At 56.4% G+C, this 24,916-nt stretch carries 26 protein-coding genes; 17 read left to right on the plus strand and 9 right to left on the minus strand.

What is annotated here, in order from left to right; all coding sequences use genetic code 11:
- Positions 1–28 precede the first annotated feature (28 nt).
- Together PanJK_RS14220 and PanJK_RS14225 are read right to left on the minus strand one after the other, a co-directional pair.
- Positions 29–586 carry a DcrB family lipoprotein gene (locus tag PanJK_RS14220; protein WP_256698120.1) on the minus strand — a complete coding sequence of 186 codons (558 nt, stop codon included), beginning with the start codon at positions 584–586 and terminating at the stop codon, positions 29–31.
- Between the two features lie 239 nt (positions 587–825).
- A complete protein-coding gene (locus PanJK_RS14225; RefSeq protein WP_256698121.1) occupies positions 826–1,491 on the minus strand; it encodes a 7-cyano-7-deazaguanine/7-aminomethyl-7-deazaguanine transporter in 666 nt (221 codons plus the stop codon).
- A gap of 193 nt (positions 1,492–1,684) precedes the next feature.
- Between PanJK_RS14225 and tusA the strand changes: the two genes are divergently transcribed.
- Entirely contained in the window at positions 1,685–1,930 is a 246-nt protein-coding gene (gene tusA, locus PanJK_RS14230) for a sulfurtransferase TusA (protein ID WP_265300594.1), read from the plus strand.
- On the opposite strand, the gene PanJK_RS14235 is transcribed toward tusA, so the two are convergent.
- Together PanJK_RS14235 and PanJK_RS14240 are read right to left on the minus strand one after the other, a co-directional pair.
- A complete protein-coding gene (locus PanJK_RS14235) occupies positions 1,927–4,203 on the minus strand; it encodes a zinc/cadmium/mercury/lead-transporting ATPase (protein WP_265300597.1) in 2,277 nt (758 codons plus the stop codon). The two genes, tusA and PanJK_RS14235, sit on opposite strands and share 4 nt — an antisense overlap.
- Positions 4,204–4,295: 92 nt before the next feature.
- Positions 4,296–4,925: a lysoplasmalogenase gene (locus PanJK_RS14240; protein ID WP_256698123.1), complete on the minus strand. Its 630-nt coding sequence runs from the start codon at positions 4,923–4,925 to the stop codon at positions 4,296–4,298.
- Between the two features lie 164 nt (positions 4,926–5,089).
- Between PanJK_RS14240 and PanJK_RS14245 the strand changes: the two genes are divergently transcribed.
- Complete coding sequence (locus PanJK_RS14245) at positions 5,090–5,446, plus strand: DUF2500 domain-containing protein (RefSeq protein ID WP_265300600.1); 357 nt, start codon at positions 5,090–5,092, stop codon at positions 5,444–5,446.
- Between the two features lie 69 nt (positions 5,447–5,515).
- On the opposite strand, the gene PanJK_RS14250 is transcribed toward PanJK_RS14245, so the two are convergent.
- Both PanJK_RS14250 and rsmD read right to left on the minus strand, forming a co-directional pair.
- Positions 5,516–5,785 carry a DUF1145 family protein gene (locus PanJK_RS14250; protein ID WP_265300602.1) on the minus strand — a complete coding sequence of 90 codons (270 nt, stop codon included), beginning with the start codon at positions 5,783–5,785 and terminating at the stop codon, positions 5,516–5,518.
- Positions 5,775–6,371 (minus strand): 16S rRNA (guanine(966)-N(2))-methyltransferase, encoded by a 597-nt coding sequence (rsmD, locus tag PanJK_RS14255; RefSeq protein ID WP_256698126.1) that lies wholly within the window; start codon positions 6,369–6,371, stop codon positions 5,775–5,777. The genes PanJK_RS14250 and rsmD overlap by 11 nt, the downstream gene beginning before the upstream one ends.
- Before the next feature lie 232 nt (positions 6,372–6,603).
- Between rsmD and ftsY the strand changes: the two genes are divergently transcribed.
- From ftsY to rpoH, 4 genes are all read left to right on the plus strand, one after another.
- A complete protein-coding gene (gene ftsY / locus PanJK_RS14260; RefSeq protein WP_256698127.1) occupies positions 6,604–8,049 on the plus strand; it encodes a signal recognition particle-docking protein FtsY in 1,446 nt (481 codons plus the stop codon).
- 5 nt (positions 8,050–8,054) lie between these two features.
- Positions 8,055–8,723: a cell division ATP-binding protein FtsE gene (gene ftsE / locus PanJK_RS14265; protein WP_008109888.1), complete on the plus strand. Its 669-nt coding sequence runs from the start codon at positions 8,055–8,057 to the stop codon at positions 8,721–8,723.
- A complete protein-coding gene (gene ftsX, locus PanJK_RS14270; RefSeq protein ID WP_008109891.1) occupies positions 8,713–9,696 on the plus strand; it encodes a permease-like cell division protein FtsX in 984 nt (327 codons plus the stop codon). Before ftsE ends, ftsX begins: the two co-directional genes overlap by 11 nt.
- A gap of 239 nt (positions 9,697–9,935) precedes the next feature.
- Entirely contained in the window at positions 9,936–10,793 is an 858-nt protein-coding gene (rpoH, locus tag PanJK_RS14275; protein WP_008109892.1) for an RNA polymerase sigma factor RpoH, read from the plus strand.
- Positions 10,794–10,942: 149 nt separating this feature from the next.
- Here rpoH and panM read toward each other — a convergent pair whose 3' ends face one another.
- Entirely contained in the window at positions 10,943–11,329 is a 387-nt protein-coding gene (gene panM / locus PanJK_RS14280) for an aspartate 1-decarboxylase autocleavage activator PanM (protein ID WP_256698128.1), read from the minus strand.
- 402 nt (positions 11,330–11,731) lie between these two features.
- Here panM and PanJK_RS14285 point away from each other — a divergent pair, with 402 nt between their 5' ends.
- From PanJK_RS14285 to ugpQ, 10 genes are all read left to right on the plus strand, one after another.
- Positions 11,732–12,859 carry a branched-chain amino acid ABC transporter substrate-binding protein gene (locus tag PanJK_RS14285; RefSeq protein ID WP_008109896.1) on the plus strand — a complete coding sequence of 376 codons (1,128 nt, stop codon included), beginning with the start codon at positions 11,732–11,734 and terminating at the stop codon, positions 12,857–12,859.
- Positions 12,860–12,925: 66 nt separating this feature from the next.
- A complete protein-coding gene (gene livH / locus PanJK_RS14290) occupies positions 12,926–13,852 on the plus strand; it encodes a high-affinity branched-chain amino acid ABC transporter permease LivH (RefSeq protein WP_008109897.1) in 927 nt (308 codons plus the stop codon).
- The gene (locus PanJK_RS14295; RefSeq protein ID WP_008109899.1) at positions 13,849–15,120 is read left to right on the plus strand and encodes a high-affinity branched-chain amino acid ABC transporter permease LivM; all 1,272 of its coding nucleotides are present in this window, start codon (positions 13,849–13,851) and stop codon (positions 15,118–15,120) included. Before livH ends, PanJK_RS14295 begins: the two co-directional genes overlap by 4 nt.
- Positions 15,117–15,884: a high-affinity branched-chain amino acid ABC transporter ATP-binding protein LivG gene (livG, locus tag PanJK_RS14300; RefSeq protein WP_008109900.1), complete on the plus strand. Its 768-nt coding sequence runs from the start codon at positions 15,117–15,119 to the stop codon at positions 15,882–15,884. Before PanJK_RS14295 ends, livG begins: the two co-directional genes overlap by 4 nt.
- Position 15,885: 1 nt before the next feature.
- A complete protein-coding gene (livF, locus tag PanJK_RS14305) occupies positions 15,886–16,599 on the plus strand; it encodes a high-affinity branched-chain amino acid ABC transporter ATP-binding protein LivF (protein ID WP_256698129.1) in 714 nt (237 codons plus the stop codon).
- 304 nt (positions 16,600–16,903) lie between these two features.
- Positions 16,904–18,220 (plus strand): sn-glycerol-3-phosphate ABC transporter substrate-binding protein UgpB, encoded by a 1,317-nt coding sequence (ugpB, locus tag PanJK_RS14310; RefSeq protein ID WP_256698130.1) that lies wholly within the window; start codon positions 16,904–16,906, stop codon positions 18,218–18,220.
- Between the two features lie 63 nt (positions 18,221–18,283).
- Entirely contained in the window at positions 18,284–19,171 is an 888-nt protein-coding gene (gene ugpA, locus PanJK_RS14315) for a sn-glycerol-3-phosphate ABC transporter permease UgpA (protein ID WP_265300611.1), read from the plus strand.
- Positions 19,168–20,013, plus strand: coding sequence for a sn-glycerol-3-phosphate ABC transporter permease UgpE (gene ugpE / locus PanJK_RS14320; RefSeq protein WP_008109907.1), 846 nt, complete (start codon positions 19,168–19,170; stop codon positions 20,011–20,013). The genes ugpA and ugpE overlap by 4 nt, the downstream gene beginning before the upstream one ends.
- Positions 20,014–21,087 carry a sn-glycerol-3-phosphate import ATP-binding protein UgpC gene (locus PanJK_RS14325; RefSeq protein WP_008109908.1) on the plus strand — a complete coding sequence of 358 codons (1,074 nt, stop codon included), beginning with the start codon at positions 20,014–20,016 and terminating at the stop codon, positions 21,085–21,087. It abuts the gene before it with no gap.
- Positions 21,084–21,827 (plus strand): glycerophosphodiester phosphodiesterase, encoded by a 744-nt coding sequence (ugpQ, locus tag PanJK_RS14330; RefSeq protein WP_265300614.1) that lies wholly within the window; start codon positions 21,084–21,086, stop codon positions 21,825–21,827. The genes PanJK_RS14325 and ugpQ overlap by 4 nt, the downstream gene beginning before the upstream one ends.
- Here the strand turns inward: ugpQ and PanJK_RS14335 are convergent.
- Entirely contained in the window at positions 21,824–22,102 is a 279-nt protein-coding gene (locus PanJK_RS14335; RefSeq protein ID WP_265300615.1) for a DUF2756 domain-containing protein, read from the minus strand. The genes ugpQ and PanJK_RS14335 overlap by 4 nt on opposite strands.
- Positions 22,103–22,430: 328 nt before the next feature.
- Between PanJK_RS14335 and ggt the strand changes: the two genes are divergently transcribed.
- A complete protein-coding gene (gene ggt / locus PanJK_RS14340; RefSeq protein ID WP_061718397.1) occupies positions 22,431–24,182 on the plus strand; it encodes a gamma-glutamyltransferase in 1,752 nt (583 codons plus the stop codon).
- Positions 24,183–24,265: 83 nt separating this feature from the next.
- Here ggt and PanJK_RS14345 read toward each other — a convergent pair whose 3' ends face one another.
- Entirely contained in the window at positions 24,266–24,760 is a 495-nt protein-coding gene (locus PanJK_RS14345; protein ID WP_265300617.1) for a GNAT family N-acetyltransferase, read from the minus strand.
- Between the last annotated feature and the right edge of the window lie 156 nt (positions 24,761–24,916).

Here is a 24,916-nt window from a genome sequence, read left to right on the forward strand (position 1 = left end):
TCGCCATTCATGGCGACCGTTCCAAAGCTTATTTCAATGTGATGCTTTTGACGATGTTATCTGCATCGCTTTGCGCCTGCTGTTGGTTATCAGCTGGCAAGGTAATCTGCAGCGTCAGCAGTTTTCCGTCCACTTTTGCCAGAATCACCGAAGACCATGAGGTCTGATTGTTGGCAGAAATCACCGTATCCAGCTGTTGTGCCGGCTGGTCTTTCAGCGTTACCGCTTTGTTAGACACCACCTGCAACTGTGGATCGCGACCGCGCTGCTGCTGTTCCAGACGCTGTGCCAGCGCATCAAGCGCTTCGTTGGTGGGATCGCCCGCAATCACGATAATCGCGCGCTGACCGGTTTCGTCGGCATAGACGTGCATGTTGGTGGATTCAGAGCCGAGCTTGCCGCTCTTGTCAGACATGCCCGCAGGCAGTGAGAAGCTCAGTTTGCCGTCCATCAGGTTAACCGTCTGGGCCGACTGGCTGGCGCTCGCACCGTTGCTGTTCGCTGCCGCATCATCTTTCTTCTGGTCACATGCCGCCAGGCCGATAACCAACAGGCCAATACCCACATATTTCACTACGTTACGCATTCTTTTCCCTTTTACATGATTCCAGTCGTTTAGGTTTATAGCCTAAATAATTCAAGCGGCAGAAAGGCGGTAAGCGCGTGAACCCATGAGCTTACATGAGTAAGTGATTGGGTGAACGCGTGCAACCAACGCATCTGCCGTTTGAAGTATGACGGCTATAAAAACGGAATCGGCGGTTAAAAGCAACCGCCGGTATGTCAGGAAATCTTAGCGTGCGGTAGCGTTTCGTCTATGTGCAATTAGCCGAAATTGATCTGCTGCTGCGCGGAACGTTCGGCTAAGCGCTTCAGCATGGCATTCAGCAGTACGCCGTAAGCTGGGAGGAAGAAGATCATGCAGATCAGCACCTTGAAGCTGTAATCCACCAGTGCAATTTCGACCCAGTGCGCCGCCATAAACGGGTCTGGACTCTTGTAGAAGGCGATGAAAAAGAAGGCCAGCGTATCGCTGATATTACCGAGGAACATCGCTGCCGCTGGGGCAATCCACCACTGCGATAAACGGCGCAAACGGTTAAAAACGTGGACGTCGAGAATCTGTCCCAGCGCATAAGCCATAAAGCTGGCGCAGGCGATACGCGCAACAAACAGATTTACCTCTTCCAGTGATGCCCAACCTTGCCATTCGCCCTGATAAAACACGCAGGAAACGATGTAGGAGATCACCAGCGCGGGCATCATCACCGCCAGAATAATGCGACGAGCCAGCGGCGCGCCAAAGATACGCACGGTGAGATCGGTAGCGAGGAAAATAAACGGAAAGCTAAACGCGCCCCATGTGGTGTGGAAGCCGAAGATGGAAACCGGCAGCTGTACCAAATAGTTACTGGAGGTGATCACCAGCAGATGGAAAAGCGATAGCCAAAACAGCGCATGCATGCGCTGACGTGCAGAAAAGTTGATCATTGTAAGCCTTTTTAGTGATGGGGTGAGGGAACCCAGGTTCGTGCGTTGGCACGATGGTAAATAAAAAATCGGCGGCATCTTAACGCGTTGCGCAATTTATGCAATGGTTAATTTTAACGCAATCGTTATCGCCTTGCGTTGGCTCATTCGCGCGCTAGAATGAGCGCCCATCACTAACAACTGACAGAGAATCATGAGCGATCCCTTTTCTGCGCCAGACCATCACCTTGATGCCCTTGGCCTGCGCTGCCCGGAGCCGGTAATGATGGTGCGTAAAACCGTGCGCAGCATGCAGGCCGGTGAAACCTTGCTGATCATTGCTGACGATCCCGCTACTACGCGCGATATTCCTGGTTTCTGCCGCTTTATGGAGCATGAGTTGCTGGCACAGCAGACCGAAAGCCTGCCGTACCAGTTTCTGATTAAAAAAGGCGCCTAACGCTGACGCAGCAAGCGCAGCGCGTTGGCTGTCACCAGTGCGGTGGCACCGGAATCCGCTAAGACCGCCAGCCACAAACCGGTGAAGCCGAGCAGCGTGGTGACCAGAAAAATCGCCTTCAATCCCAACGCCAGCGCCACGTTTTGACGAATGATGGCGCGCGTGCGCCGTGCCAGCACAAGGGTGCGTGGCAGAATCGCCAGCTGGTTTTGCGTTAATGCCACATCCGCGGCTTCCAGCGCCACATCGGTGCCGCTGCCCATCGCAATGCCAATGGTGGCGGCTTTCATGGCGGGCGCATCGTTAATGCCATCGCCGACCATCGCCAATGCCTGCTGCGCGCCTAACGTCCTCACCGCCTCAACTTTATCAGCGGGCAGCAAACCCGCGCGATAATCGATGTTGAGTTCAGCCGCAATGGCGGCGGCCGCGCGTGGATTGTCGCCGGTGAGCATCACGCTATTCACGCCAAGCTTCTGCAACTCAGCCAGCGCGCGGATCGCTTCGCTGCGCAACTGGTCCTGCAACGCTAACGCGCCCAGCACCTGCTGCTCCTGCAACAGCAGCACCACGGTTTGGCCCTGCGCTTCCAATTCAGCAATCTGCTGTTGCTGTGCGTCGTCGAGATGGCTGACTTCGCGCGGCGTGAGCAGTTGATAGGTTACGCCAGCGATCGCGGCACGAATGCCGCTGCCGGCCAGGGTTTGCTGCTGTGCCGCTTGCGGAATGGTGAGCGCGCGACGCTCGGCTTCGCTGACAATCGCCCGCGCCAGCGGATGGGTGGAACCTTGTTCAACGGCGGCGGCGATACTTAGGAGATTGTCTTCCGCCATCGCGCCAAAAGGCTGGATGTGGCTGATCTGCGGTTTACCGGCGGTCAGCGTGCCGGTTTTATCGAACGCCATCATACTCACGCGACTGAGACGCTCCAGCGCCGCGCCGCCTTTGATCAGCGCGCCCTGACGCGCGGCAGCGGCCAGGCCCGAGGTGATGGCGGCAGGCGTCGAGATCACCAGCGCACACGGGCAACCAATCAGCAGCAGCGTCAACCCTTTATAAATCCACGGCAACCATTCGCCAAAGCCCAGCAGCGGCGGCAGCACCATCACCAGCAGCGCCAGCAGCATAATGGCGGGCGTATAAATGCGGCTGAAGCGATCGATAAAACGCTCAACCGGCGCACGATGGATTTCGGCTTCCTCAATCAGTTGCAGAATGCGGTCAATGGCACTTTGGCCCGGCTGGGAAATGACTTTCAACGTCACCAGACGATCAAGGCTGGTGGCGCCGGCCATGATCTGTTCGCCTGGCTCACGCGCTACCGGCAGCGATTCGCCGGTCAGCGCGCTTTCATCAAAGCTGGCGCTGGCGAGCAACAGTTCGCCATCGGCCGGTAAACGTCCGCCAGCCGCCACTTCAATCACATCGCCGGGTTGTAATACCTCTAAGCGGACGTTTTCCCGCTGCGTGTCGTTGATGCGCGTGGCGGTATCCGGGCGCAGCGCCATCAGCGCGGTGACACCACGGCGTGCACGTGCGGCGGCGTAAGCTTCCAGGCGTTCACCCAGTTGAAACAGCAGCAACACCATCGCGGCTTCGGCATGCGCGCCAATCACCAGTGCGCCAGCGGCGGCGATGGTCATCAGCATCTCAATGCTGAACGGCGAACCGCTGCGCAGCAGTTTCCAGGCACTGCGGGCAATCGGCGCTAAACCAACCAAGGTGGTGGCAATAAACAGGCGATCGCCCCAAAGCGGCGAAAACTGGCTCAGCAGCCAGCTGGCGAGCATTAGTCCGCCAAGCAGCAGCAAACCGGCATTTTCCTGCCAGCGGCTTTCGGGTTGAGGAGGCGATGGGGAATCGCTGGCGCTCAGCGTGAAGCCAGCATTTTTCACCACCTGTTCGATGGTGGCGCGGATATCGTGGTCGGCATCAACCACCAGTTTTTCACTGGCAAAAATCACGCGGGCTTGTTGTACCTGCGGCACGCGTTGCACGGCGGTTTCAATTTTACGCGCGCAGCTGGGGCAATCCATGCCAGCAATCTGCCAGCGGAATTGATGTGAGGTGAGCGCGGGCCTGTCGCTTTCGGCGTCGCTTTCGCCGCCGGGCGATCCGCTGTCGCTGTCACAGCAGCCGCAATCGCTGTCTGGTGTAACGGGCTGCGCCGCGGAGATTTTCATTGTTACGGGTTTTATGCTGCGAATTGAGCACAGCGGCTGCGGCTGACGGTGAGATTTGCCACAGCGGCAAGGGTGAGCATGTTGATGCATATAACCTCCGGAATCAGGGGCGGGCTGATGCCCGCGCCCTAATGCTACACTCTGGAGTGGACTCCAGAGTCAAGCGGAAGGTGAGGTTATCTTCAGTAGAGCCACAGTGAACGCACAATCATGAAGTGACCGGCAAAGTAGCAGGCGGCGACGATGGCGCTATCGGCGCTGAAACGGCGGCGATAATGCGAGATAAACCAGACTATATTGGCTAACAGCAGCAACGCGGCACCCACCAGCAGCGAGAAGCTGAAGTCAGTTGGACGGAAGAAGTAGTTCTCCGCCGCCATCCAGTTCATCACCAGCGTCATGCCGATCAAGGTGCAGATCGGCCAGCGCAGATCTTCCAGCTTGGTCCACAGAATCCCGATAACAATCACACCAATAATCAGGAAGGTGAGAGGAATCGGCCAGAAGAAACTCATGGTCATGTGCGCAGCAAAACTGATGGTGTACAGCAGATGCGACAGGAAGAACGCGCCCAGCGCATAGAGCATCTGCTGACGCGGCAACAGCATTAACGCGTCACCCACCAGCGTGGCGACCAGACCGGCCAGAATCAAATAATCGGTGGTGTTGAAGGTTGGAGCTTGCCACGCCCAGGCAACGAGCAACAGCAAGGTGACAGGTTTAAATAGCCAGCGTTGCCATTGCGGACCGCGGTATGAAGCATCGACGTAGAGCCAGCCGGAAAAAAGTACGGCAAGGAAAGACCAAAGCATTTTTTCTCCCTTTTCTGGACGAAATGTCCGCCAGTTTGATGAATTTTCCCAAAATCACCTTCTCAGTGTAAGTTACCGCCGCCGAATGTGACAATCAGCCGACTCTGGTTGTATGCTTTGTCGTCTTTACCCGTTCCGAATTAACGCAAAGCACGAGATAAATCATGAGCAAACCACCGCTAATCTTTTTCATCGTACTGGCGATTATTGCCGTTTTGGCGACCCGTCAGTTTATTAAACAGCGCCGCGAAACGGCGGTGAACGATGCTTCGCCGGTGCGCTCGCTGAGCGTGGAAGTGAAAACTAAACGCGAATTTCCGTCACCCAATCGCCGTTCACGTCAGCGTGAAGAGATTGTGGCGGAAGAGATGAAGTATGAAGCCCGGTTCCATCCGCTGAACGGTGCCAGCGATATTAAAGTGACGGTGAACGCGAACGAATATCACCAGATCGATAAGGGCGCGAAGGGCGAGTTGAAGATGAAGGGCACGCGTTTCGTAAGTTTTACCCCGGTCCCGTAGGGTCGCCATTCATGGCGACCTCGCTATAAGCCGCACAATCATGGCGACCTGGCCACAAACCGCACGAAACTATATCTTCGGATAATGCTTTTTCTGCCACGCCAACAGTTCAAACACGCCAAAGAAGAAGATCTTCGCCTGGGTTACGCCGCTCAGTTTCGGGGCGTCTTTCGACTGGGTCGCGCGCAGCAACACCAGTTGCAGGCCGTGCATAATCACCATAAAGAACAGCGCCACGTGCACGAAATAGCGCAGCGGCGTCGGGAAAGGGTGCACCAGATTGAGCAGTAAAAAGGCCCAGACGCAAATCATCAGCAAACGTCCCACATTAAGCCACATCGTGCGTCTCCTGTTGACGTTGATAAAGGCGATAAGCCACCTGACCGGCAATCTTTTCGCGATACAAATCCCAATTCGCGGGTGCTACGGGCGTGCCGTTTTCCACTTCGCTCTCGACATAAATCAGCGCTTCAGCCGCTAACCAGCCATTTTTCTCCAGCAGCGTCAACGTTTCCTGTAACAACCCTTTACGGAACGGCGGATCGACAAACACCACATCAAACGGCTCGCCCGGCTGGCTCAGCCACTGCAGCGTATTGGTTTGCACCACCTTGGCCTGCGAGGCGCGCAGCGTTTGCAGGTTCTGTGACAGTTGTTGCGCCACAGCACGCTCCAGCTCCAACAGCGTGGCTGAAGCCGCATAACGAGACAGCGCTTCCAGCCCTAACGCGCCGCTGCCGGCGAAACAATCGAGGCAGCGCGCTTCCTGAATATCCGGTGCCAGCCAATTGAACAGGGTTTCACGTACGCGATCGGTGGTGGGGCGCAAACCTGCGCTATCTGGTACCGGTAATTTACGGCCGCGCCACTGACCGCCAATGATGCGGATCTGGCCAGCGCTGCTGCTACGGGGGGCTTTACTCATTTTGCTCACAACTCGTCATAATTTGTTGCGTAGTTTAACGGGCGTAGCGGGCAGAAGAAACGTTAAAAAAGGGTGCTGTGGTGCGCTGGCTGGAAAGTGTTAGACTACTGAGTTGGTATAGTGCGCGTAATTACCTGATTTTTACGCCGCTCACCCGCTTAAAATTGAATATTTTATCCCCTGGGAACAAGCGTGCTACCGGGAATAAGCCATCGAGGAGTAGGGTCACACAATGGCAAAAGAGAAAAAACGCGGCTTTTTTTCCTGGTTAGGCTTTGGCAAAGAAGAAGAGACGCAACAACCTGCTGAAGAGCAGCAGCAAACCACCGAGGTGGTCGCTGAGCCTGCCGTTGAAGAGAGTGCGCTCGATCGTGCCGAAGCGCAGGCTGTCGAAACCGTCGCCGTCACCGAACAGGTGGCGGAACAGCAGCAGGTTGAAGCGGAACTGATTGAAGCGCCGGTTATCGAGCCGCAGGAACCTGAACCGGTTACCGCCATCGTTGAAGACGTGCTGCCGGAAGAGATAACGCAGCCGGATGTGGCACCAATCGAAGAAGAGCCGCAGCGGGAAGAGCTGGCGCTTGATGAGCCAGAACGGGATGAAGAAGCGCCTTTAACCGATGAAGAACTGGAAGCGCTGGCGTTAGCGGAAACCTATGCGGAAGATGCCGAGCTAGCCGAAGCTACGCAGGATACCGTGAGCGATCTGCCGCTGGCCGCTGCGCCGATAATTGCGCAGGAGCAGGAACGTCCTACCAAAGAGGGCTTTTTCGCCCGTCTGAAACGCAGCCTGGTCAAAACCCGTGAAAACCTCGGTTCGGGCTTTATCAGCCTGTTCCGTGGTAAGAAAATCGATGATGATCTGTTTGAAGAGCTGGAAGAGCAGCTGCTGATTGCCGACGTTGGCGTTGAAACCACGCGCCGCATCATCACCAATCTGACACAACAGGCCAACCGCAAGCAGCTGCGCGATGCGGAAGCGCTGTATGGCCTGCTGAAAGCTGAAATGTCCGGTATTTTGGAAAAAGTGGATCAGCCGCTGGAAGTGGGTGGCAAAACGCCCTTCGTCATCCTGATGGTGGGCGTCAACGGCGTGGGTAAAACCACCACCATCGGTAAGCTGGCGCGTCAGTATCAGGCGCAGGGCAAATCGGTAATGCTGGCCGCGGGTGATACCTTCCGTGCCGCGGCCGTTGAGCAGCTGCAGGTTTGGGGCCAGCGCAACAACATTCCTGTGGTGGCGCAGCATACCGGCGCCGATTCTGCCTCAGTGATTTTTGACGCCATCCAGGCCGCCAAGTCGCGCAATGTGGATGTGCTGATCGCCGATACCGCCGGTCGCCTGCAGAACAAATCGCACCTGATGGAAGAGCTGAAGAAAATTACCCGCGTGATGAAGAAGCTGGATGAAGATGCGCCGCATGAAGTGATGCTGACGCTCGACGCCAGCACCGGGCAAAACGCCATCAGCCAGGCCAAACTGTTCCATGAAGCGGTGGGCCTGACCGGCATCACCCTGACGAAACTGGATGGCACCGCCAAAGGCGGCGTGATCTTCTCGGTTGCCGATCAGTTCGGCATTCCGATTCGTTATATCGGTGTTGGGGAAGGCATCGAGGATTTACGGCCGTTTAAGGCCGCAGACTTTATTGAGGCACTGTTTGCCCGAGAGGAATGATTGGGATGATTCGCTTTGAAGAGGTCAGTAAAGCTTACCTGGGAGGACGTCAGGCGCTGCAGGGAGTGGATTTCCATCTGCGTCCCGGCGAAATGGCGTTCCTGACCGGCCATTCCGGTGCGGGGAAAAGTACCTTACTGAAGCTGATTTGTGGCATTGAGCGCCCGAGCGCCGGGCAGATCTGGTTTAGCGGCCACGATATTTCGCGTCTGCGTCACAGCGAAGTGCCTTTCCTGCGACGTCAGATCGGCATGATTTTCCAGGATCACCATTTGTTGATGGATCGTTCGGTCTACGACAACGTGGCGATCCCGCTGATTATTTCCGGTGCCAGCGGCGAAGATATTCGTCGGCGCGTGTCGGCCGCGCTGGATAAAGTCGGCCTGCTCGACAAAGCGAAAAGCTATCCGATTCAGCTCTCTGGCGGTGAACAACAGCGTGTCGGCATTGCCCGCGCGGTGGTGAACAAGCCTGCGGTGCTGCTGGCGGATGAACCTACCGGTAACCTCGACAACGCGCTGTCGGAAGACATCCTGCGCCTGTTTGAAGAGTTCAACCGCGTTGGCGTCACGGTATTAATGGCAACGCACGATGTCGGGCTGATTGCACGCCGGAATTATCGCGTGATGACGCTCAATCAGGGACGTCTGCACGGAGGCCACGATGGTCAATAAACGCAACAAGCGCGCACCTGCGCCGAAAGCGAAGCAGCCCTCTAAAAGCAAGGCGCTGAAAGGCGGCTGGCAGGAGCAGTGGCGCTATGCGCTGCGCGGCACGCTGTCGGATATGTGGCGTCAGCCGCTGGCAACGCTGCTGACGGTGATGGTGATTGCCATTTCCCTGACGCTGCCAAGCGTGTGCTACATGGTGTGGAAGAACGTCAGCCAGGCGGCGACGCAGTGGTATCCCGCGCCACAGTTAACGGTGTATCTGGATAAAGCGTTGGATGACACTGCGGCGGAGAACGTTACTGCACAGCTCAAGCAGCTCGACGGCGTGGATAACGTCAATTACCTGACTCGCGAAGAAGCACTGAATGAGTTCCGTAACTGGTCTGGTTTTGGTGGTTCGATGGACATGCTGGAGCAGAATCCGCTGCCGGCGGTGGCCATCATCACGCCGAAACTCAATTTCCAGAATTCGGACACCATGGCGAATCTGCGCGATCGCGTCGCGAAAGTGCAGGGCGTTGATGAAGTGCGCATGGATGACAGCTGGTTCGCGCGTTTAGCGGCCTTAACCGGGCTGGTGGGGCAGATTGCCTCAATGATTGGCCTGCTGATGGTGGTCGCGGTGTTCCTGGTGATCGGCAACAGCGTGCGGCTCAGCATCTTTGCGCGGCGCGATACCATTAACGTGCAGAAGTTGATTGGTGCCACCGACGGCTTTATCCTGCGTCCCTTCCTGTACGGCGGTGCGCTGTTAGGATTTGGTGGCGCGGTTCTCTCGCTGCTGCTCTCCGAAGTGCTGGTGTTGCGCCTGCAATCGGTGGTGGCGCAAGTGGCAACAGTATTCGGTACCACCTTTGTGCTGGAAGGTTTTTCCTGGGATGAAGGGCTGCTGTTATTGTTGATCGCCGCCATCATCGGCTGGATTGCTGCCTGGCTAGCAACGGTACAACATTTACGCCGTTTTACGCCGCAGTAACCAAAAGCAACGTTTTTTGATATACTCTTCCTCTGCTGCCGACGACCTGGGAGCAGAGGAATCCTCCTATTTTCCCCGCCGTCATCTGTGTGTAAAATATTCACTGCTATAATTGAACTTGTGGATAACTTTGTCGTCCAAGTAGCACAGATTGCTTCTGGTTTTCTCGTGACGTTGACATAATGTAGCGTCTGCGCAAAATACCGTGCGGCAAGTCCATTGAATTTGTGAGGGTTTGAATGACCAAAGAAATGCAAACTTTAGCGATTGCTCCTCTGGGTAACCTGGAATCTTACGTCCGGGCTGCCAACAACTGGCCGGTGCTGACGGCAGAAGAGGAAAAAGCATTGGCTGAGCGGCTGCATTACCAGGGCGATCTGGATGCAGCTAAGACGCTGATCCTGTCTCACCTGCGCTTTGTTGTTCATATTGCTCGTAACTACTCCGGTTACGGCTTGCCGCAGGCAGACCTGATTCAGGAAGGTAACATCGGCCTGATGAAGGCGGTGCGTCGCTTCAACCCTGAAGTCGGCGTGCGTCTGGTGTCATTTGCCGTGCACTGGATTAAAGCAGAGATTCACGAATACGTGCTGCGTAACTGGCGTATTGTGAAAGTCGCGACCACCAAAGCTCAGCGTAAGCTGTTCTTTAACCTGCGTAAAAGCAAACAGCGTCTCGGTTGGTTCAACCAGGACGAAGTGGAAATGGTCGCACGCGAGCTGGGCGTGAGCAGCAAAGACGTGCTGGAAATGGAATCGCGCATGGCCGCGCAGGATATGACTTTCGACATGTCGTCTGATGACGAAGCGGGCGAAGGCAAATCAATGGCGCCCGTGCTGTATCTGCAGGATAAAACCTCTGACTTTGCCGATGGCATCGAAGAGGACAACTGGGATGCACATGCGGCTGATAAGCTGAGCGATGCGATGCTGAGCCTCGACGAGCGTAGTCAGGATATTATCCGCGCCCGTTGGCTGGACGATGACAACAAAACCACGCTGCAGGAGCTGGCCGATAAATACGGCGTCTCTGCAGAGCGCGTGCGTCAGTTGGAAAAGAACGCCATGAAGAAACTGCGAGTGGCGATTGAAGCCTGATAACGATCGGGTGGAAAAATGGGGCGACTTTTAAGTCGCCCTTTTTATTGCGCGCGAATCGGTCGCCATGAATGGCGACCCTACGAACGGCGCGGGTTTTGTAGGGTGCGCATTTATGCGCACCGTTTCACCAACCGCACGAAATCCTTTCAGCGCACCCAACCCTCAGCCTGCGCACGAAAACCACAAGCCTGCATAAACGCCGCACGCACGCCCTGATCGGCATCGCCGTCATCGGCAATCCACCAATCGGCTAACGCGCTGTTCTGCGCCATCGTCTCTTCCAGCAAGTATTGTCCCACACCGCGTCGACGCGTGACTTCACGCACGTTGAAATGAGTGATTTTCCCCTGCGTGCCGCTGAGGGTCAGCTGCAGCGCCGCCAGCAATCTGTCATTAAAACGCGCCGCATACAGACGCTGCGTGTCGCTGAGTTGCGCTTCCAGTTGCACAATATCGATTTCCGGCCAGACTTTAGCTAAATCGATACGATCCTGAGCGGTTAACGATGCTAAGCGCTGGATTGTCAGCTTCATACCTAATACCTGTACTAGTGCAAAGGCGATAGTGTAGCGAATTTAGACAGTCAGAGCGCTGTCACTTTTTTCTGATGAAAATAGGTCAAATGCCAGCCAGTTTGCCATGATTGTGGAGTAAGCCATCAATGTTAGCCAAAAAAGCCAGCATAACGCGCTGGTATCCTGCTGAAAAATCGGCCATAACAACCAGACGATTCTGCTGATCCACTCAGCCAATTCTGAATATGTCAGTTGATTTACAGAAGAAAGTTCCTGTTTAATAACCTGAAAAATAAAGCCTTATTACCTATAAATGCCAGAAAAGCGTGCTAACCCATTATTGCAAAATGAGTTTTCCTCTTTGACTGGCAGAAAATAAACAATCACAACAAACACGACACAACAGATGGGGAAGTTCGCATGAAAATGAGTAAAGGACGCGCATTACTGGCGGGCTGCGTTGCCCTGGCGATGAGCCATGCGGCGCTGGCAAAAGACATTAAAATTGCCATCGTCGGCGCATCAACCGGTCCGGTCGCGCAGTACGGTGACATGCAGTTTACCGGTGCCGCGCAAGCGATTAAGGACATCAATGCCAAAGGCGGCGTTAACGGTGACAAACTGGTTGGCGTGGAATATGACGATGCCTGTGACCCGAAACAAGCGGTTGCGGTTGCCAACAAAGTGGTTAACGACGGCATTAAATACGTTATCGGCCACCTGTGCTCCTCCTCTACTCAGCCTGCTTCAGACATCTATAACGACGAAGGCGTGCTGATGATCACCCCAGCCGCGACCGCGCCAGAACTGACTGCGCGTGGCTATGCTGACGTGCTGCGTACTACCGGTCTGGATTCCGATCAGGGCCCAACGGCGGCGACCTACATCCTCGACCACATCAAACCAAAACGCATCGCCGTGGTGCATGACAAGCAGCAATATGGTCAGGGTCTGGCGGAATCCGTGCAGAAAACCCTGAAAGCCAAAGGCGGCAACGTGGTGCTGTTTGAAGGTATCACCGCCGGTGATAAAGACTTCTCCACGCTGATTGCGCGCCTGAAGAAAGAGAACGTCGATTTCGTTTACTACGGCGGTTACTACCCGGAGCTGGGCCAGATTCTGCGTCAGGCAAAATCCGCAGGCCTGAATGCCGGCTTCATGGGCCCGGAAGGCGTGGGCAACGCTTCTCTGTCTAACATCGCCGGTGATGCGTCTGAAGGCCTGTTCGTAACGCTGCCGAAGCGCTACGACCAGCTGCCAGAGAACAAAGCGATTGTTGATGCGATTAAAGCCAACACCGCGTCGAACCGCAAAGATCCTACCGGTCCGTTCGTCTGGACCACCTACGCGGCGATTCAGTCGCTGGTTGCCGGTATCGAGCGCAGCAAGAGCGATGAGCCCGATGCGATTGCTAAGAACCTGAAAGCAGGTGCTGCCGTTCCAACCGTGATGGGCAACCTGAACTGGGATGAGAAAGGCGATCTGAAGGGCTTCGAATTTGGTGTCTTCAAATGGCACAAAGACGGCTCTTCTACCGCAGTTAAGTAATCCCCCCAAATTCCCTCTCCCGCGCGCGGGAGGGGGAATTATTTAGCTCCAGAGCAGGTCCTCACTATGTCCGAGCAGTTTCTCTATTTCATTCAGCAGATGTTCAACGGGGTTACCCTCGGGAGCACCTACGCGCTGATCGCCATCGGTTACACCATGGTTTACGGCATTATCGGCATGATCAACTTCGCCCACGGCGAGGTGTACATGATCGGTAGCTATGTCTCCTTTATCGTGATTGCCGCCCTGATGATGATGGGCATCGACACCTCGTGGCTGATGATCGCCGCCGGTTTCGTGATGGCGGTGATCATCTCCAGCGCCTATGGCTGGAGCATCGAACGCGTGGCGTACAAGCCGGTGCGATCGTCCAAACGCCTGATCGCGCTGATCTCCGCGATCGGTATGTCGATCTTCCTGCAGAACTACGTCAGCCTGACGCAAGGCTCGCGCGATCTCGCGCTGCCAAGCCTGATCACCGGCCAGTGGACGCTGGGCGAGAGCAACGGCTTTGCTGCCACGCTCTCCACCATGCAACTGGTGATTTGGGTGGTGACCTTCCTGTCGATGCTGGCGCTGACGCTGTTTATCCGTTATTCGCGCATGGGCCGCGCCTGCCGCGCCTGCGCAGAAGACCTGAAAATGGCCAGCCTGCTGGGCATCAATACCGACCGCGTTATCTCTCTCACCTTTATCATTGGTGCGGCGATGGCGGCGGTGGCGGGCGTATTGCTCGGTCAATTCTACGGCTCGATTAACCCGTTCATCGGCTTTATGGCCGGGATGAAAGCCTTCACTGCCGCAGTATTGGGCGGCATCGGCAGTATTCCTGGCGCGATGATTGGCGGCCTGGTGCTGGGTATTGCGGAAGCGCTGACCTCAGCGTATCTCTCGACCGAATATAAAGATGTGGTCTCCTTCGCGCTGCTGATCGTGGTGCTGCTGGTGATGCCAACCGGGATTCTTGGCCGTCCGGAGGTGGAGAAAGTATGAAACGCCTCGGTTTGGTCAACGCCGTGATCTCCACGGTGATGTTGCTGATTCTCGCCACCTTCTTTATGGGCGTGCGCCTCGATCTGGACGGCACCAAACTGGTGGTCGCCAACGCGGGCGCGGTGCGCTGGAACTGGATTTTCATTGGTTGTGCGGTGGTATTTGTCTTCCAGCTGCTGCGTCCGCTGGTGCAGGGTAAATTCAAGCGCAGCGGCAAAGGTTTTGTCCTGCCGGGCTTTGATGGATCGACGCCAAAACAGAAGCTGTTGATGGCGCTGGTGATTGCCGCCGCGGTCATTTGGCCGTTTCTGGTCTCGCGTGGCAGCGTGGATATCGCCACGCTGACATTGATATATGTGATGCTCGGTCTTGGGCTGAACGTGGTGGTGGGTTTATCTGGTCTGCTGGTGCTGGGCTACGGCGGTTTCTATGCCATCGGCGCGTACACCTTCGCCTTGCTGAATCACTATTACGGCTTTGGTTTCTGGGAAAGCCTGCCGCTGGCCGGTTTAGTCGCCGGTGCGTTTGGCCTGATGCTCGGCTTCCCGGTGCTGCGCCTGCGCGGTGACTATCTGGCGATCGTCACGCTCGGTTTCGGTGAAATCGTGCGTATTCTGCTGCTGAACAACACCGCGATCACCGGCGGTCCGAACGGCATTGCGCAGATTCCCAAGCCAAGCCTGTTTGGTCTGGAGTTTGGCCGCCGCGTCAGCGAAGGCGGCTGGAGCACTTTCCATGACTTCTTTGGCCTGAAATACGATCCCAGCGACCGCGTGATTTTCCTTTATCTGGTGGCGCTGCTGCTGGTGGTGCTGACGCTGTTTGTTATCAACCGCTTGCTGCGTATGCCGTTGGGCCGTGCATGGGAAGCGCTGCGCGAAGATGAGATCGCCTGCCGTTCGCTCGGCCTGAGCCCGACGCGCATCAAGCTGACGGCATTTACCATCAGCGCGGTGTTCGCCGGTTTTGCAGGCACGCTGTTTGCGGCGCGTCAGGGCTTCGTCAGCCCGGAATCCTTCACTTTCGTCGAGTCGGCCTTTGTGCTGGCGATTGTGGTGTTGGGCGGCATGGGCTCGCAGCTGGCGGTGATCCTTGCGGCGATTCTGTTGGTGGTATCGCGCGAGCTGATGCGTGATTTGAACGAATACAGCATGCTGGTGCTCGGCGGTTTGATGGTGCTGATGATGATCTGGCGCCCACAAGGTCTGCTGCCGATGAAGCGTCCGCATCTGAAGTTGAAAAGCAGTAAACAAGGAGAGCAGGCATGAGTCAGCCTTTATTAGCCGTTGAAGGCCTGATGATGCGCTTCGGCGGCCTGTTAGCCGTCAACAATGTGGCGCTTGAGCTGCATCCACAGGAAATTGTTTCACTGATCGGCCCGAACGGTGCCGGTAAAACTACGGTGTTCAACTGCCTGACCGGTTTTTACAAACCGACCGGCGGCACCATCAAACTGCGCGATCAGCAGCTGCAAGGTTTGCCAGGGCAGAAAATCGCGCGCATGGGCATCGTGCGGACTTTCCAGCACGTACGTCTGTTCCGTGAAATGACGGTGATTGAAAACCTGCTGGTGGCACAACATCAGCACCTGAAAAGCGGCGTGTTCTCTGGGCTGTTCAAAACCCCGGCTTTCCGTCGCGGTGAGAGCGAAGCACTGGATCGCGCAGCCACCTGGCTGGACCGCATCGGTCTGCTGGATTTGGCGAACCGGCAGGCGGGTAACCTTGCTTATGGTCAGCAGCGTCGTCTGGAGATTGCGCGCTGCATGGTGACGCGCCCGGAAATCCTGATGCTGGATGAACCGGCGGCCGGTCTTAACCCGCGTGAAACGCACGAGCTCGATGAGCTGATCGCCGAACTGCGCGGTGAGCACAAGGTTTCCGTGCTGCTGATTGAACACGATATGAAGCTGGTGATGGGCATTTCTGACCGCATTTACGTGGTGAACCAGGGAACGCCGCTGGCTAACGGCACGCCGGAACAGGTGCGTAACAATCCGGATGTGATCCGTGCTTATTTAGGTGAGGCGTAACATGGCAAACCCGATTTTAACTTTGCAGAGTGTCAGCGCCCATTACGGTCCGATTCAGGCGCTGCACAACATTAATCTGCACATCAATCAGGGTGAGATCGTCACGCTGATCGGTGCCAACGGCGCGGGTAAAACCACGCTGCTCGGCACTTTGTGCGGCGAACCGCGCGCCACCAGCGGCACTATCACCTTTGATGGTAAAGAGATCACCGACTGGCAAACCGCGAAAATCATGCGTGAAGCGATTGCGATCGTGCCGGAAGGTCGTCGCGTGTTTTCGCGCATGACGGTGGAAGAGAATCTGGCGATGGGCGGCTTCTTCGCCACGCGTCAGCAGTATCTGGAGCGTATCGACCGCGTTTATCAGCTGTTCTCTCGCCTTGCAGAACGTAAAGCGCAGCGCGCGGGGACCATGTCCGGCGGTGAGCAGCAGATGCTGGCGATTGGTCGCGCGTTGATGAGCCAGCCGCGCTTGCTGCTGCTGGATGAGCCGTCGCTGGGTTTGGCGCCGATTATCATCCAGCAGATCTTCGATACCATTGAGCAGTTGCGTAAAGAGGGCATGACCATCTTCCTCGTCGAGCAGAACGCCAACCAGGCGCTGAAGCTGGCGGATCGGGGTTATGTGCTCGAAAACGGTCATGTAGTGCTGGAGGATAGCGGCGAAGCGTTGCTGTCCAACGAAGCGGTGCGGAGTGCTTATTTAGGCGCGTAAGTTAGTGCTCGCTGTCCCCCATCCCGGCCTTCCCCCGCAAGCGGGGGAAGGAGACGCTGCCACATGCAGCTTCAACACTGACATGTGGCAGCATCTTCCTCCCCCATTAATGGGGGAGGACCGAGGAGGGGGACAGCCTGCACGTACGAAAGAACAGCCAGCACGTACCAGCCAGCACTCCCAACCCATCTGTCACACCGCCGTCATAAACCTGTTATTAATCCGTCATTTCCCCGTGTCATGTTACGTCGCGAACTAAAAAATGCGCGCATTCGCGCGTACTTAACAGCACAGGAAAAACCTTATGTCCGCTTTTACGCTTCGTCCCCGCCTGATGAGTGTCGTACTCGGTCTGGCGCTCAGCGGTAATGCGCTGGCTGCAACTGAGATCCCTTTCTGGCACTCAATGGAAGGCGAGTTAGGCAAAGAAGTTGATTCTCTGGCACAACGTTTTAACCAGGCTCATCCCGATTACAAAATCGTTCCGACTTACAAAGGCAACTACGAGCAGAGCTTAGCGGCGGGTATCGCGGCGGTGCGCGCCGGTAAAGCGCCTGCGCTGCTGCAGGTGTATGAAGTCGGTACGGCGACCATGATGGCGTCCAAAGCTATCGTCCCGGTCAACCAGGTGTTTAAAGACGCTGGCGTGCAGATGGATCCGAAGCAGTTCGTGCCAGCCGTTGCCGGTTACTACAGCGACAGCAAAGGCCAGCTGATCTCTCAGCCGTTCAACAGTTCCACGCCGGTGCTGTACTACAACAAAGACGCGTTCAAGAAAGCCGGTTTGAACCCGGATCAGCCACCAAAAACCTGGCAGGAGCTGGCGAAAGACGCAGAAGCGCTGCGTAAAGCAGGCCTGACCTGTGGTTACGCCAGCGGCTGGCAGGGCTGGATTCAGATTGAAAACTTCAGCGCCTGGCATGCGCTGCCGGTCGCCACCAAAAACAACGGCTTTGACGGCACCGATGCGGTACTGGAGTTCAACAAGCCGGTGCAGGTGCGCCACATCGAAATGCTGGAAGCGATGAACAAGAAGGGTGATTTCACCTACTTCGGTCGCAAAGATGAATCCACCGCCAAGTTCTATAACGGCGATTGCGGCATCACCACCGCGTCTTCCGGTTCGCTGGCCGACATCAAACACTACGCCAAATTCAACTTCGGCGTGGGCATGATGCCGTACGATGAAACCGTACCGAACGCACCGCAGAACGCCATCATTGGCGGCGCGAGCCTGTGGGTGATGAAAGGCAAAGATGCCAACACCTACAAAGGCGCGGCGGAATTCATGAAGTTCCTCGCCCAGCCAGAAATCGCTGCCGAATGGCACCAGAAAACCGGTTATCTGCCGATCACCACCGCCGCGTACGAGCTGACTAAGCAACAGGGCTTCTATGACAAGAATCCAGGCGCGGACATCGCCACGCGTCAGATGCTGAACAAAGATCCGCTGCCGTTCACCAAAGGCATGCGTCTGGGCAACATGCCGCAGATTCGTACCATCGTGGACGAAGAGCTGGAAGGCGTGTGGACAGGCAAACAGGCGCCGCAAGCTGCGCTGGATAACGCTGTGAAACGCGGTAACGAACTGCTGCGCCGTTTTGAGCAGCAAGTGAAGTAACACCGTTATCTCGGGGCGGATGCCTGGCGTTCGCCCCGATTTTCTTCTTTGATTGAGCCTGCTATGTCCTCATCGCGCCCGGTATTTTGCTCCCGTTTTCTGCCCTATTTGCTGCTGTTGCCGCAACTGGTGATAACGGCCATCTTCTTCCTGTGGCCAGCCGGTGAAGCCTTGTGGTATTCACTGCAAAGCATTGATCCTTTTGGCATCTCCAGCACCTTCGTTGGGCTGGCGAACTTCAAGCGCCTGTTCAGCGACGAATACTATCTGGCCTCCTTCTGGACCACCATTGAGTTCAGTGCGCTGGTGACGATTTGCGGCATGACCTTCTCCCTGCTGCTGGCGGCGCTGGTCGATTACGTAATTCGCCTGCGCAAGCTCTACCAAACCTTGCTGCTGCTGCCGTACGCGGTCGCGCCAGTGGTGGCGGCGGTGTTGTGGATGTTCCTGTTTAATCCGGGCCTCGGTTTGTTTAGCCATCTGCTGAACCAAATGGGCTACAACTGGAACTACGCGCAAAACAGCGGTCAGGCGATGTTCCTGATTGTATTGGCGTCGATCTGGCAGCAAATGAGCTACAACTTCCTGTTTTTCTTCGCCGCGCTGCAGTCGATTCCCAAATCGCTGGTGGAAGCGGCGGCGATCGATGGCGCCGGTCCGGTGCGTCGCTTCTTCAATTTGTCCCTGCCGCTGATCACGCCGGTGAGCTTTTTCCTGCTGGTGGTCAATCTGGTGTACGCCTTCTTCGATACCTTTCCGGTGATCGATGCCGCCACCGGCGGCGGGCCGGTGCAGGCCACCACCACGCTGATCTACAAAATCTATCGCGAAGGCTTCACCGGGCTGGATCTCTCTTCCTCCGCCGCGCAATCGGTGGTGCTGATGCTGCTGGTGATTGGCCTGACTATCCTGCAATTCCGCTTTGTCGAGCGTAAGGTGCAATACCAATGATTGAGAATCGACGCGGGCTGGACATCTTCAGCCATACCTTGCTGGTGTTGGGCGTGCTGACCATTCTGTTCCCGCTCTACATCGCTTTTGTCGCGGCGACGCTGGATAACGAGGCGGTGTATCAGGTGCCGATGACGCTGCTGCCGGGCACGCATTTGTGGGAGAACATCTCGCGTATCTGGACGCACGGCGTGAATGGCAGCGGTCCGGCGTTTGGCATGATGATGCTCAACAGCCTGCTGATGGCGCTCGGCATCACCATCGGTAAAATCAGCGTCTCGATGCTCTCCGCCTTCGCGCTGGTGTGGTTCCGCTTCCCACTGCGCTCGCTGTTTTTCTGGCTGATTTTCATCACCTTAATGCTGCCGGTGGAAGTGCGTATTTTCCCGACGGTGGAAGTGATCTCGACGCTGAATATGCTCGACAGCTACAGCGGCTTAACGCTGCCGCTGATGGCGTCGGCTACCGCCACTTTCCTGTTCCGTCAGTTCTTTATGTCGCTGCCGGACGAGCTGATTGAAGCGGCACGTATCGACGGTGCCAGCCCAATGCGTTTCTTCTGGGACATCGTGTTACCGCTGTCCAAAACCAATCTCGCCGCGCTCTTCGTGATCACCTTCATCTACGGCTGGAACCAGTATCTATGGCCGCTGCTGATCATCAACGATGCCAGCCTCAGCACCGCCGTTGCCGGAGTGAAAAGCATGATAAACAGTAGCGGCGGGCCGACGCAGTGGAATGAAGTGATGGCGGCAATGTTATTAACCCTGATTCCACCGGTGGTGGTGGTACTCGTGATGCAACGTGCGTTTGTGCGTGGCCTGGTAGAGAGTGATAAATAAATGGCAGGCGTAACCCTTCAGACCGTGACCAAATCGTATGACGGCAAAAATCAGATCATTCAGCCACTGAATATCACCATTAACGATGGCGAATTTATGGTGATGGTCGGCCCTTCCGGCTGCGGTAAATCGACGCTGCTGCGCATGGTGGCGGGCCTTGAGCGCGTTTCGTCGGGCGATATCTATATCGACGACAAACGCGTCACCAACATGGAACCGAAAGATCGCGGCATCGCCATGGTGTTCCAGAACTACGCGCTCTATCCGCATATGACGGTGGGCGAAAACATGGCGTATGGCCTGAAAATTCGCGGCATGGGCAAAGTGCAGATCGATCAACGCGTAATGGAAGCGGCACGCAGCCTCGAGCTGGATCATCTGCTGCATCGCCGTCCACGCGAGCTGTCGGGCGGACAGCGTCAGCGCGTGGCGATGGGGCGCGCTATCGTGCGTGAACCGGCGGTCTTCCTGTTTGATGAGCCGCTGTCGAATCTGGATGCGCGACTGCGCGTGCAGATGCGCCTTGAGCTGCAACAGCTGCATCGTCGCCTGAAAACCACCAGCATCTACGTGACGCACGATCAGGTGGAAGCGATGACGCTGGCGCAACGCGTAATGGTCATGAACAAAGGCGTGGTGGAGCAGGTGGGCACGCCGGTGGAAGTGTATGAGCGTCCGGCCAGCCAATTCGTGGCCTCGTTTATCGGCGCGCCCGCCATGAATTTGCTGCCGGGACAAATCAGCAGCGACGGCACGCGTTTCACGCTGGATGCGCTCAACAGCTTGCTGCTGGGTGAAAGCAAAGCCAAATGGGCCAATCGCCCGCTGACGCTCGGCATTCGTCCCGAGCACATCAAGCTTAGCAGCCGCGACGCGGGCGGTATTCCGCTGGTGGTGGAGACGCTGGAGATGCTGGGCGCGGATAATCTGGCGCACGGCCGCATCGGTAATGCACGCATGGTGGTACGTTTGCCGCACAGCGAGCGCCCGCAGGCGGGCAGCACCTTGTGGCTGCATCTGCCGTCAGATGCGTTACACTTCTTCGATTCAACCTATGGAAAGCGTCTGGAATGAGTCAACACAACTGGCCTTATCCGCACATTGTCGCGCATCGCGGCGGCGGCAAACTGGCCCCGGAAAATACCCTCGCGGCGATTGATGTCGGTGCGCAGCACGGTCACACCATGATTGAGTTTGATGCCAAGCTGTCGGAAGATAAGCAGATTTTCCTGCTGCACGACGACACGCTGGATCGCACCAGCAACGGTTGGGGCGTGGCGGGCGCGCTGTCGTGGCATAAGCTGTCACAGCTGGATGCCGGCGGCTGGTTTAGCCGCGAGTATGAAGGCGAACCGCTGGCGCTGCTGAGCGAAGTGGCCGAGCGTTGCCGCCAGCATCAGATGATGGCGAATATCGAGATCAAACCCACCACTGGGCAGGATGTGGAAACCGGACGCAATGTGGCGCTGGCCGCACGCGAACTGTGGCAAGGACAAACCGCGCCGCTGCTCTCTTCGTTCTCTTACGCTGCGCTGGAGGCGGCAATGGAAGCGGCACCTGAACTGCCGCGTGGTTTGCTGCTGGATGAATGGCACGACGATTGGCAGGCGCTGACTTCGCGTCTGGATTGCGTGTCGATCCACCTGAACCACAAATTACTCGACGCCGAACGCACCGCGCAGCTAAAAGCGGCCGGTCTGCATATTCTGGTGTATACCGTGAATCAGCCCGCGCGGGCGCGCGAGCTGTTAGGCTGGGGCGTCGATGCCATCTGCACCGATCGCATCGATATTATCGGGCCCGACTTCCGTTAGTTCTGCTGTTGATTCTGGCCCGGCTGCGACTGAATCACGCGCTGCTGGGCGCTATTCCGCTGTTCCTGCACCTTGCGCTGTACATCCTGACTTTGCTGCTGCTGACTCTGCTGCAACTTGAGCTTCTGCTGTTGCTGCTGACTCTGCATCTGCGACTGCATCCGCTGCTGGCTCGGGTTATAGCCGGGTTTGTTCGGGTCGTTGGTGCTGTTCAACGTATTTGCCATGCTGCTTAACGGCAGCAATGCTGCGATCACAATTAGCCATTTGTTCATGGTCTTCCTCCATTCATGCAGCCTGCTGTGTGCTGATGCTGCCAATGCGGCAACACGCGCTGCAGCCATAAGTTTATGCGATATCACAAACCTATGATCCAGGAGTGCGCCGAATTTAGCTTACTGCTACGCTTTTTACCGTGTTTGCAAACACTTGCATCAATAAATAACAAATGGATACCCAAAATAATTCAAGGCGCAGGAAGGCGGCAAACGAGAGAGTCCCGATGAGCTTACATAAGTAAGTGATTCGGGTGAACGAGAGCAGCCAACGCATCTGCACCTTGAAGTATGAAGGGTATAAATAACTTTAAAAGGATGGTGGCAGATGAGGATACAGGGCAACGTGCGGCAGTTCGGCTGGGCATTATTGATGAGTTTTACCGTGGTGCAGGGCGCACAAGCTGCGCCCGCCAACGCGCCGCCGGTTTCGTATGGCGTTGATAGCGATACCTTTCACCCGGTAAAAGCCAAACATGGCATGGTGGCATCGGTGGACGCGATGGCGACAGAAGTTGGCGTCGATATTCTTAAGCAGGGCGGTAACGCAGTGGATGCGGCCGTTGCGGTGGGTTTCGCGCTGGCGGTGACGCATCCGCAGGCCGGTAACCTCGGCGGCGGGGGCTTTATGCTGCTGCGTACCGCATCCGGACGTACCACCGCTATCGACTTCCGCGAAATGGCACCGGCGCGCGCATCACGCGATATGTTCCTCGACAAGCAGGGCAACGCTGATAGTAAGTTGTCACTCACTTCTCACTTAGCCTCAGGCACGCCGGGCACCGTTGCCGGTTTTGCGCTGGCGGCACAGAAGTACGGTACCTTGCCGCTGAGCAAATTACTGGCGCCCGCCATTAAACTGGCGCGCGATGGCATCGTGGTGAACGATGCGCTGGCCGACGATCTCGCCACCTACGGCAAAGAGACGCTGATCAATCACGACAACAGCCGTGCGATTTTCTACAAAGCCGACGGTAAGCCGTACCAAAAGGGCGAACGTCTGGTGCAGAAAAACCTCGCACACAGCCTGCAGCTGATTGCCCAGCAAGGTCCGGATGCGTTCTATAAAGGCAAAATCGCTGATGAAATTGCCGGTGAAATGGCACAGCACGGCGGCCTGATCGGCAAGCCAGATCTGGCGGCTTATCGCGCGGTAGAACGCAAACCGGTGAGCGGCACCTATCGCGGCTACGAAGTGTTCTCCATGCCGCCGCCATCGTCCGGCGGGATTCACATCGTGCAGATCCTAAATATCCTGGAAAACTTCGACCTCGCGAAGTTTGGCTTTGGCAGCGCCGATGCCATGCAGGTGATGGCGGAAGCGGAAAAGTACGCTTATGCCGACCGCTCGGAATATCTTGGCGATCCTGACTTCGTCAAAGTGCCGCAGCAGGCGCTGACCAGCAAAGCCTACGCCAAAACCCTGGCGCAGCAGATTGACGTCAATAAAGCGCGTCCATCCAGCGAGATCAAACCGGGCAAACTGGCGCCGTATGAAAGCAATCAAACCACGCACTTCTCGGTGGTGGATAAAGATGGCAACGCGGTGGCAGTGACCTACACGCTGAATACCTATTTCGGTAGCGGCATTGTCGCCGGGCAAAGCGGCATTTTGATGAACAATGAAATGGATGATTTCTCGGCCAAACCGGGCACGCCCAATGTCTACGGCTTAGTGGGCGGTGAGGCGAATGCGGTGCAACCGGCCAAACGCCCGCTGTCATCGATGTCGCCCACCATCGTGGCTAAAGACGGTAAAACCTGGCTGGTGACCGGCAGCCCAGGCGGCAGCCGCATTATCACCACCGTGCTACAAATGGTGGTGAACAGCATCGATTTTGGTATGAACGTAGCGGAAGCGACCAACGCACCGCGCTTCCATCATCAATGGTTGCCGGATCAGCTGCGCGTGGAGAAAGGTTTCAGCCCGGATACGCTGCGCCTGCTGGAAGCCAAAGGCCAGCATGTGAAAGTGATGCCGGCGATGGGCAGTACGCAAAGCATTATGATTGGGCCGGATGGCACGCGCTATGGCGCATCGGATCCGCGCTCGGTGGATGATTTGAGCGCAGGTTATTAATCACTTGTAGGGTCGCCATTCACGGCGACCTGGTTTCCAGGTGCGCATTAATGCGCACCCTACAAGGCAGCTGTGCATTCACATCAACCTTTCAAGCGCGCCATGTAATGCGTATCCACCATTTCGCCGTCGCGCATTGCGTGTCGACGCGCGGTGCCTTCAATCTCAAAGCCAAACTGCTGATACAAGCCAAGCGCTTTATGATTATCGGCGAACACCGTCAGCTCAATGCGCGTCACCTGCAGCCAGTTGTCGCACAAATCGATCATCGCTGACATCAGCGCTTTACCGACGCCGCGCCGATGAAAGGCAGAATCGACGCCCATGCCAAACGTCGCCGCATGGCGACGGCGCGCCACTGACAGCACTTCAAGGGTGAGTTGCCCGGCAATCTGATTGTCAATACACGCCACTAGCATCTGCACACCCGGCCGCGGATTGCTGAGGCGTTCCTGCCACAGCGCTGGCGATTGAAACGGCAGATGCAGCGTGCTGGCCTGCGGTTCAGGCTGGCTGTACATGCGCGTTAAAGCGGCGGCATCTTCGGGAATGGCGTGACGAATGACGATCTGACTCATAGAGCGCTCCTTGTGCAAAATGGAATAAATCCCCTTTAACATCAAGGAATTCACATCGTTCGTCAACGCAAAATAATCCGCAAAAATACTTTACAGACGCGAATGATAATGATTATTATTGTCATGCGAGCTCGGAAACGTCTCCTGACAACCGGG

The sequence above is a fragment of the Pantoea sp. JK genome (assembly GCF_026130245.1).
Classification (GTDB): domain Bacteria; phylum Pseudomonadota; class Gammaproteobacteria; order Enterobacterales; family Enterobacteriaceae; genus Pantoea; species Pantoea trifolii.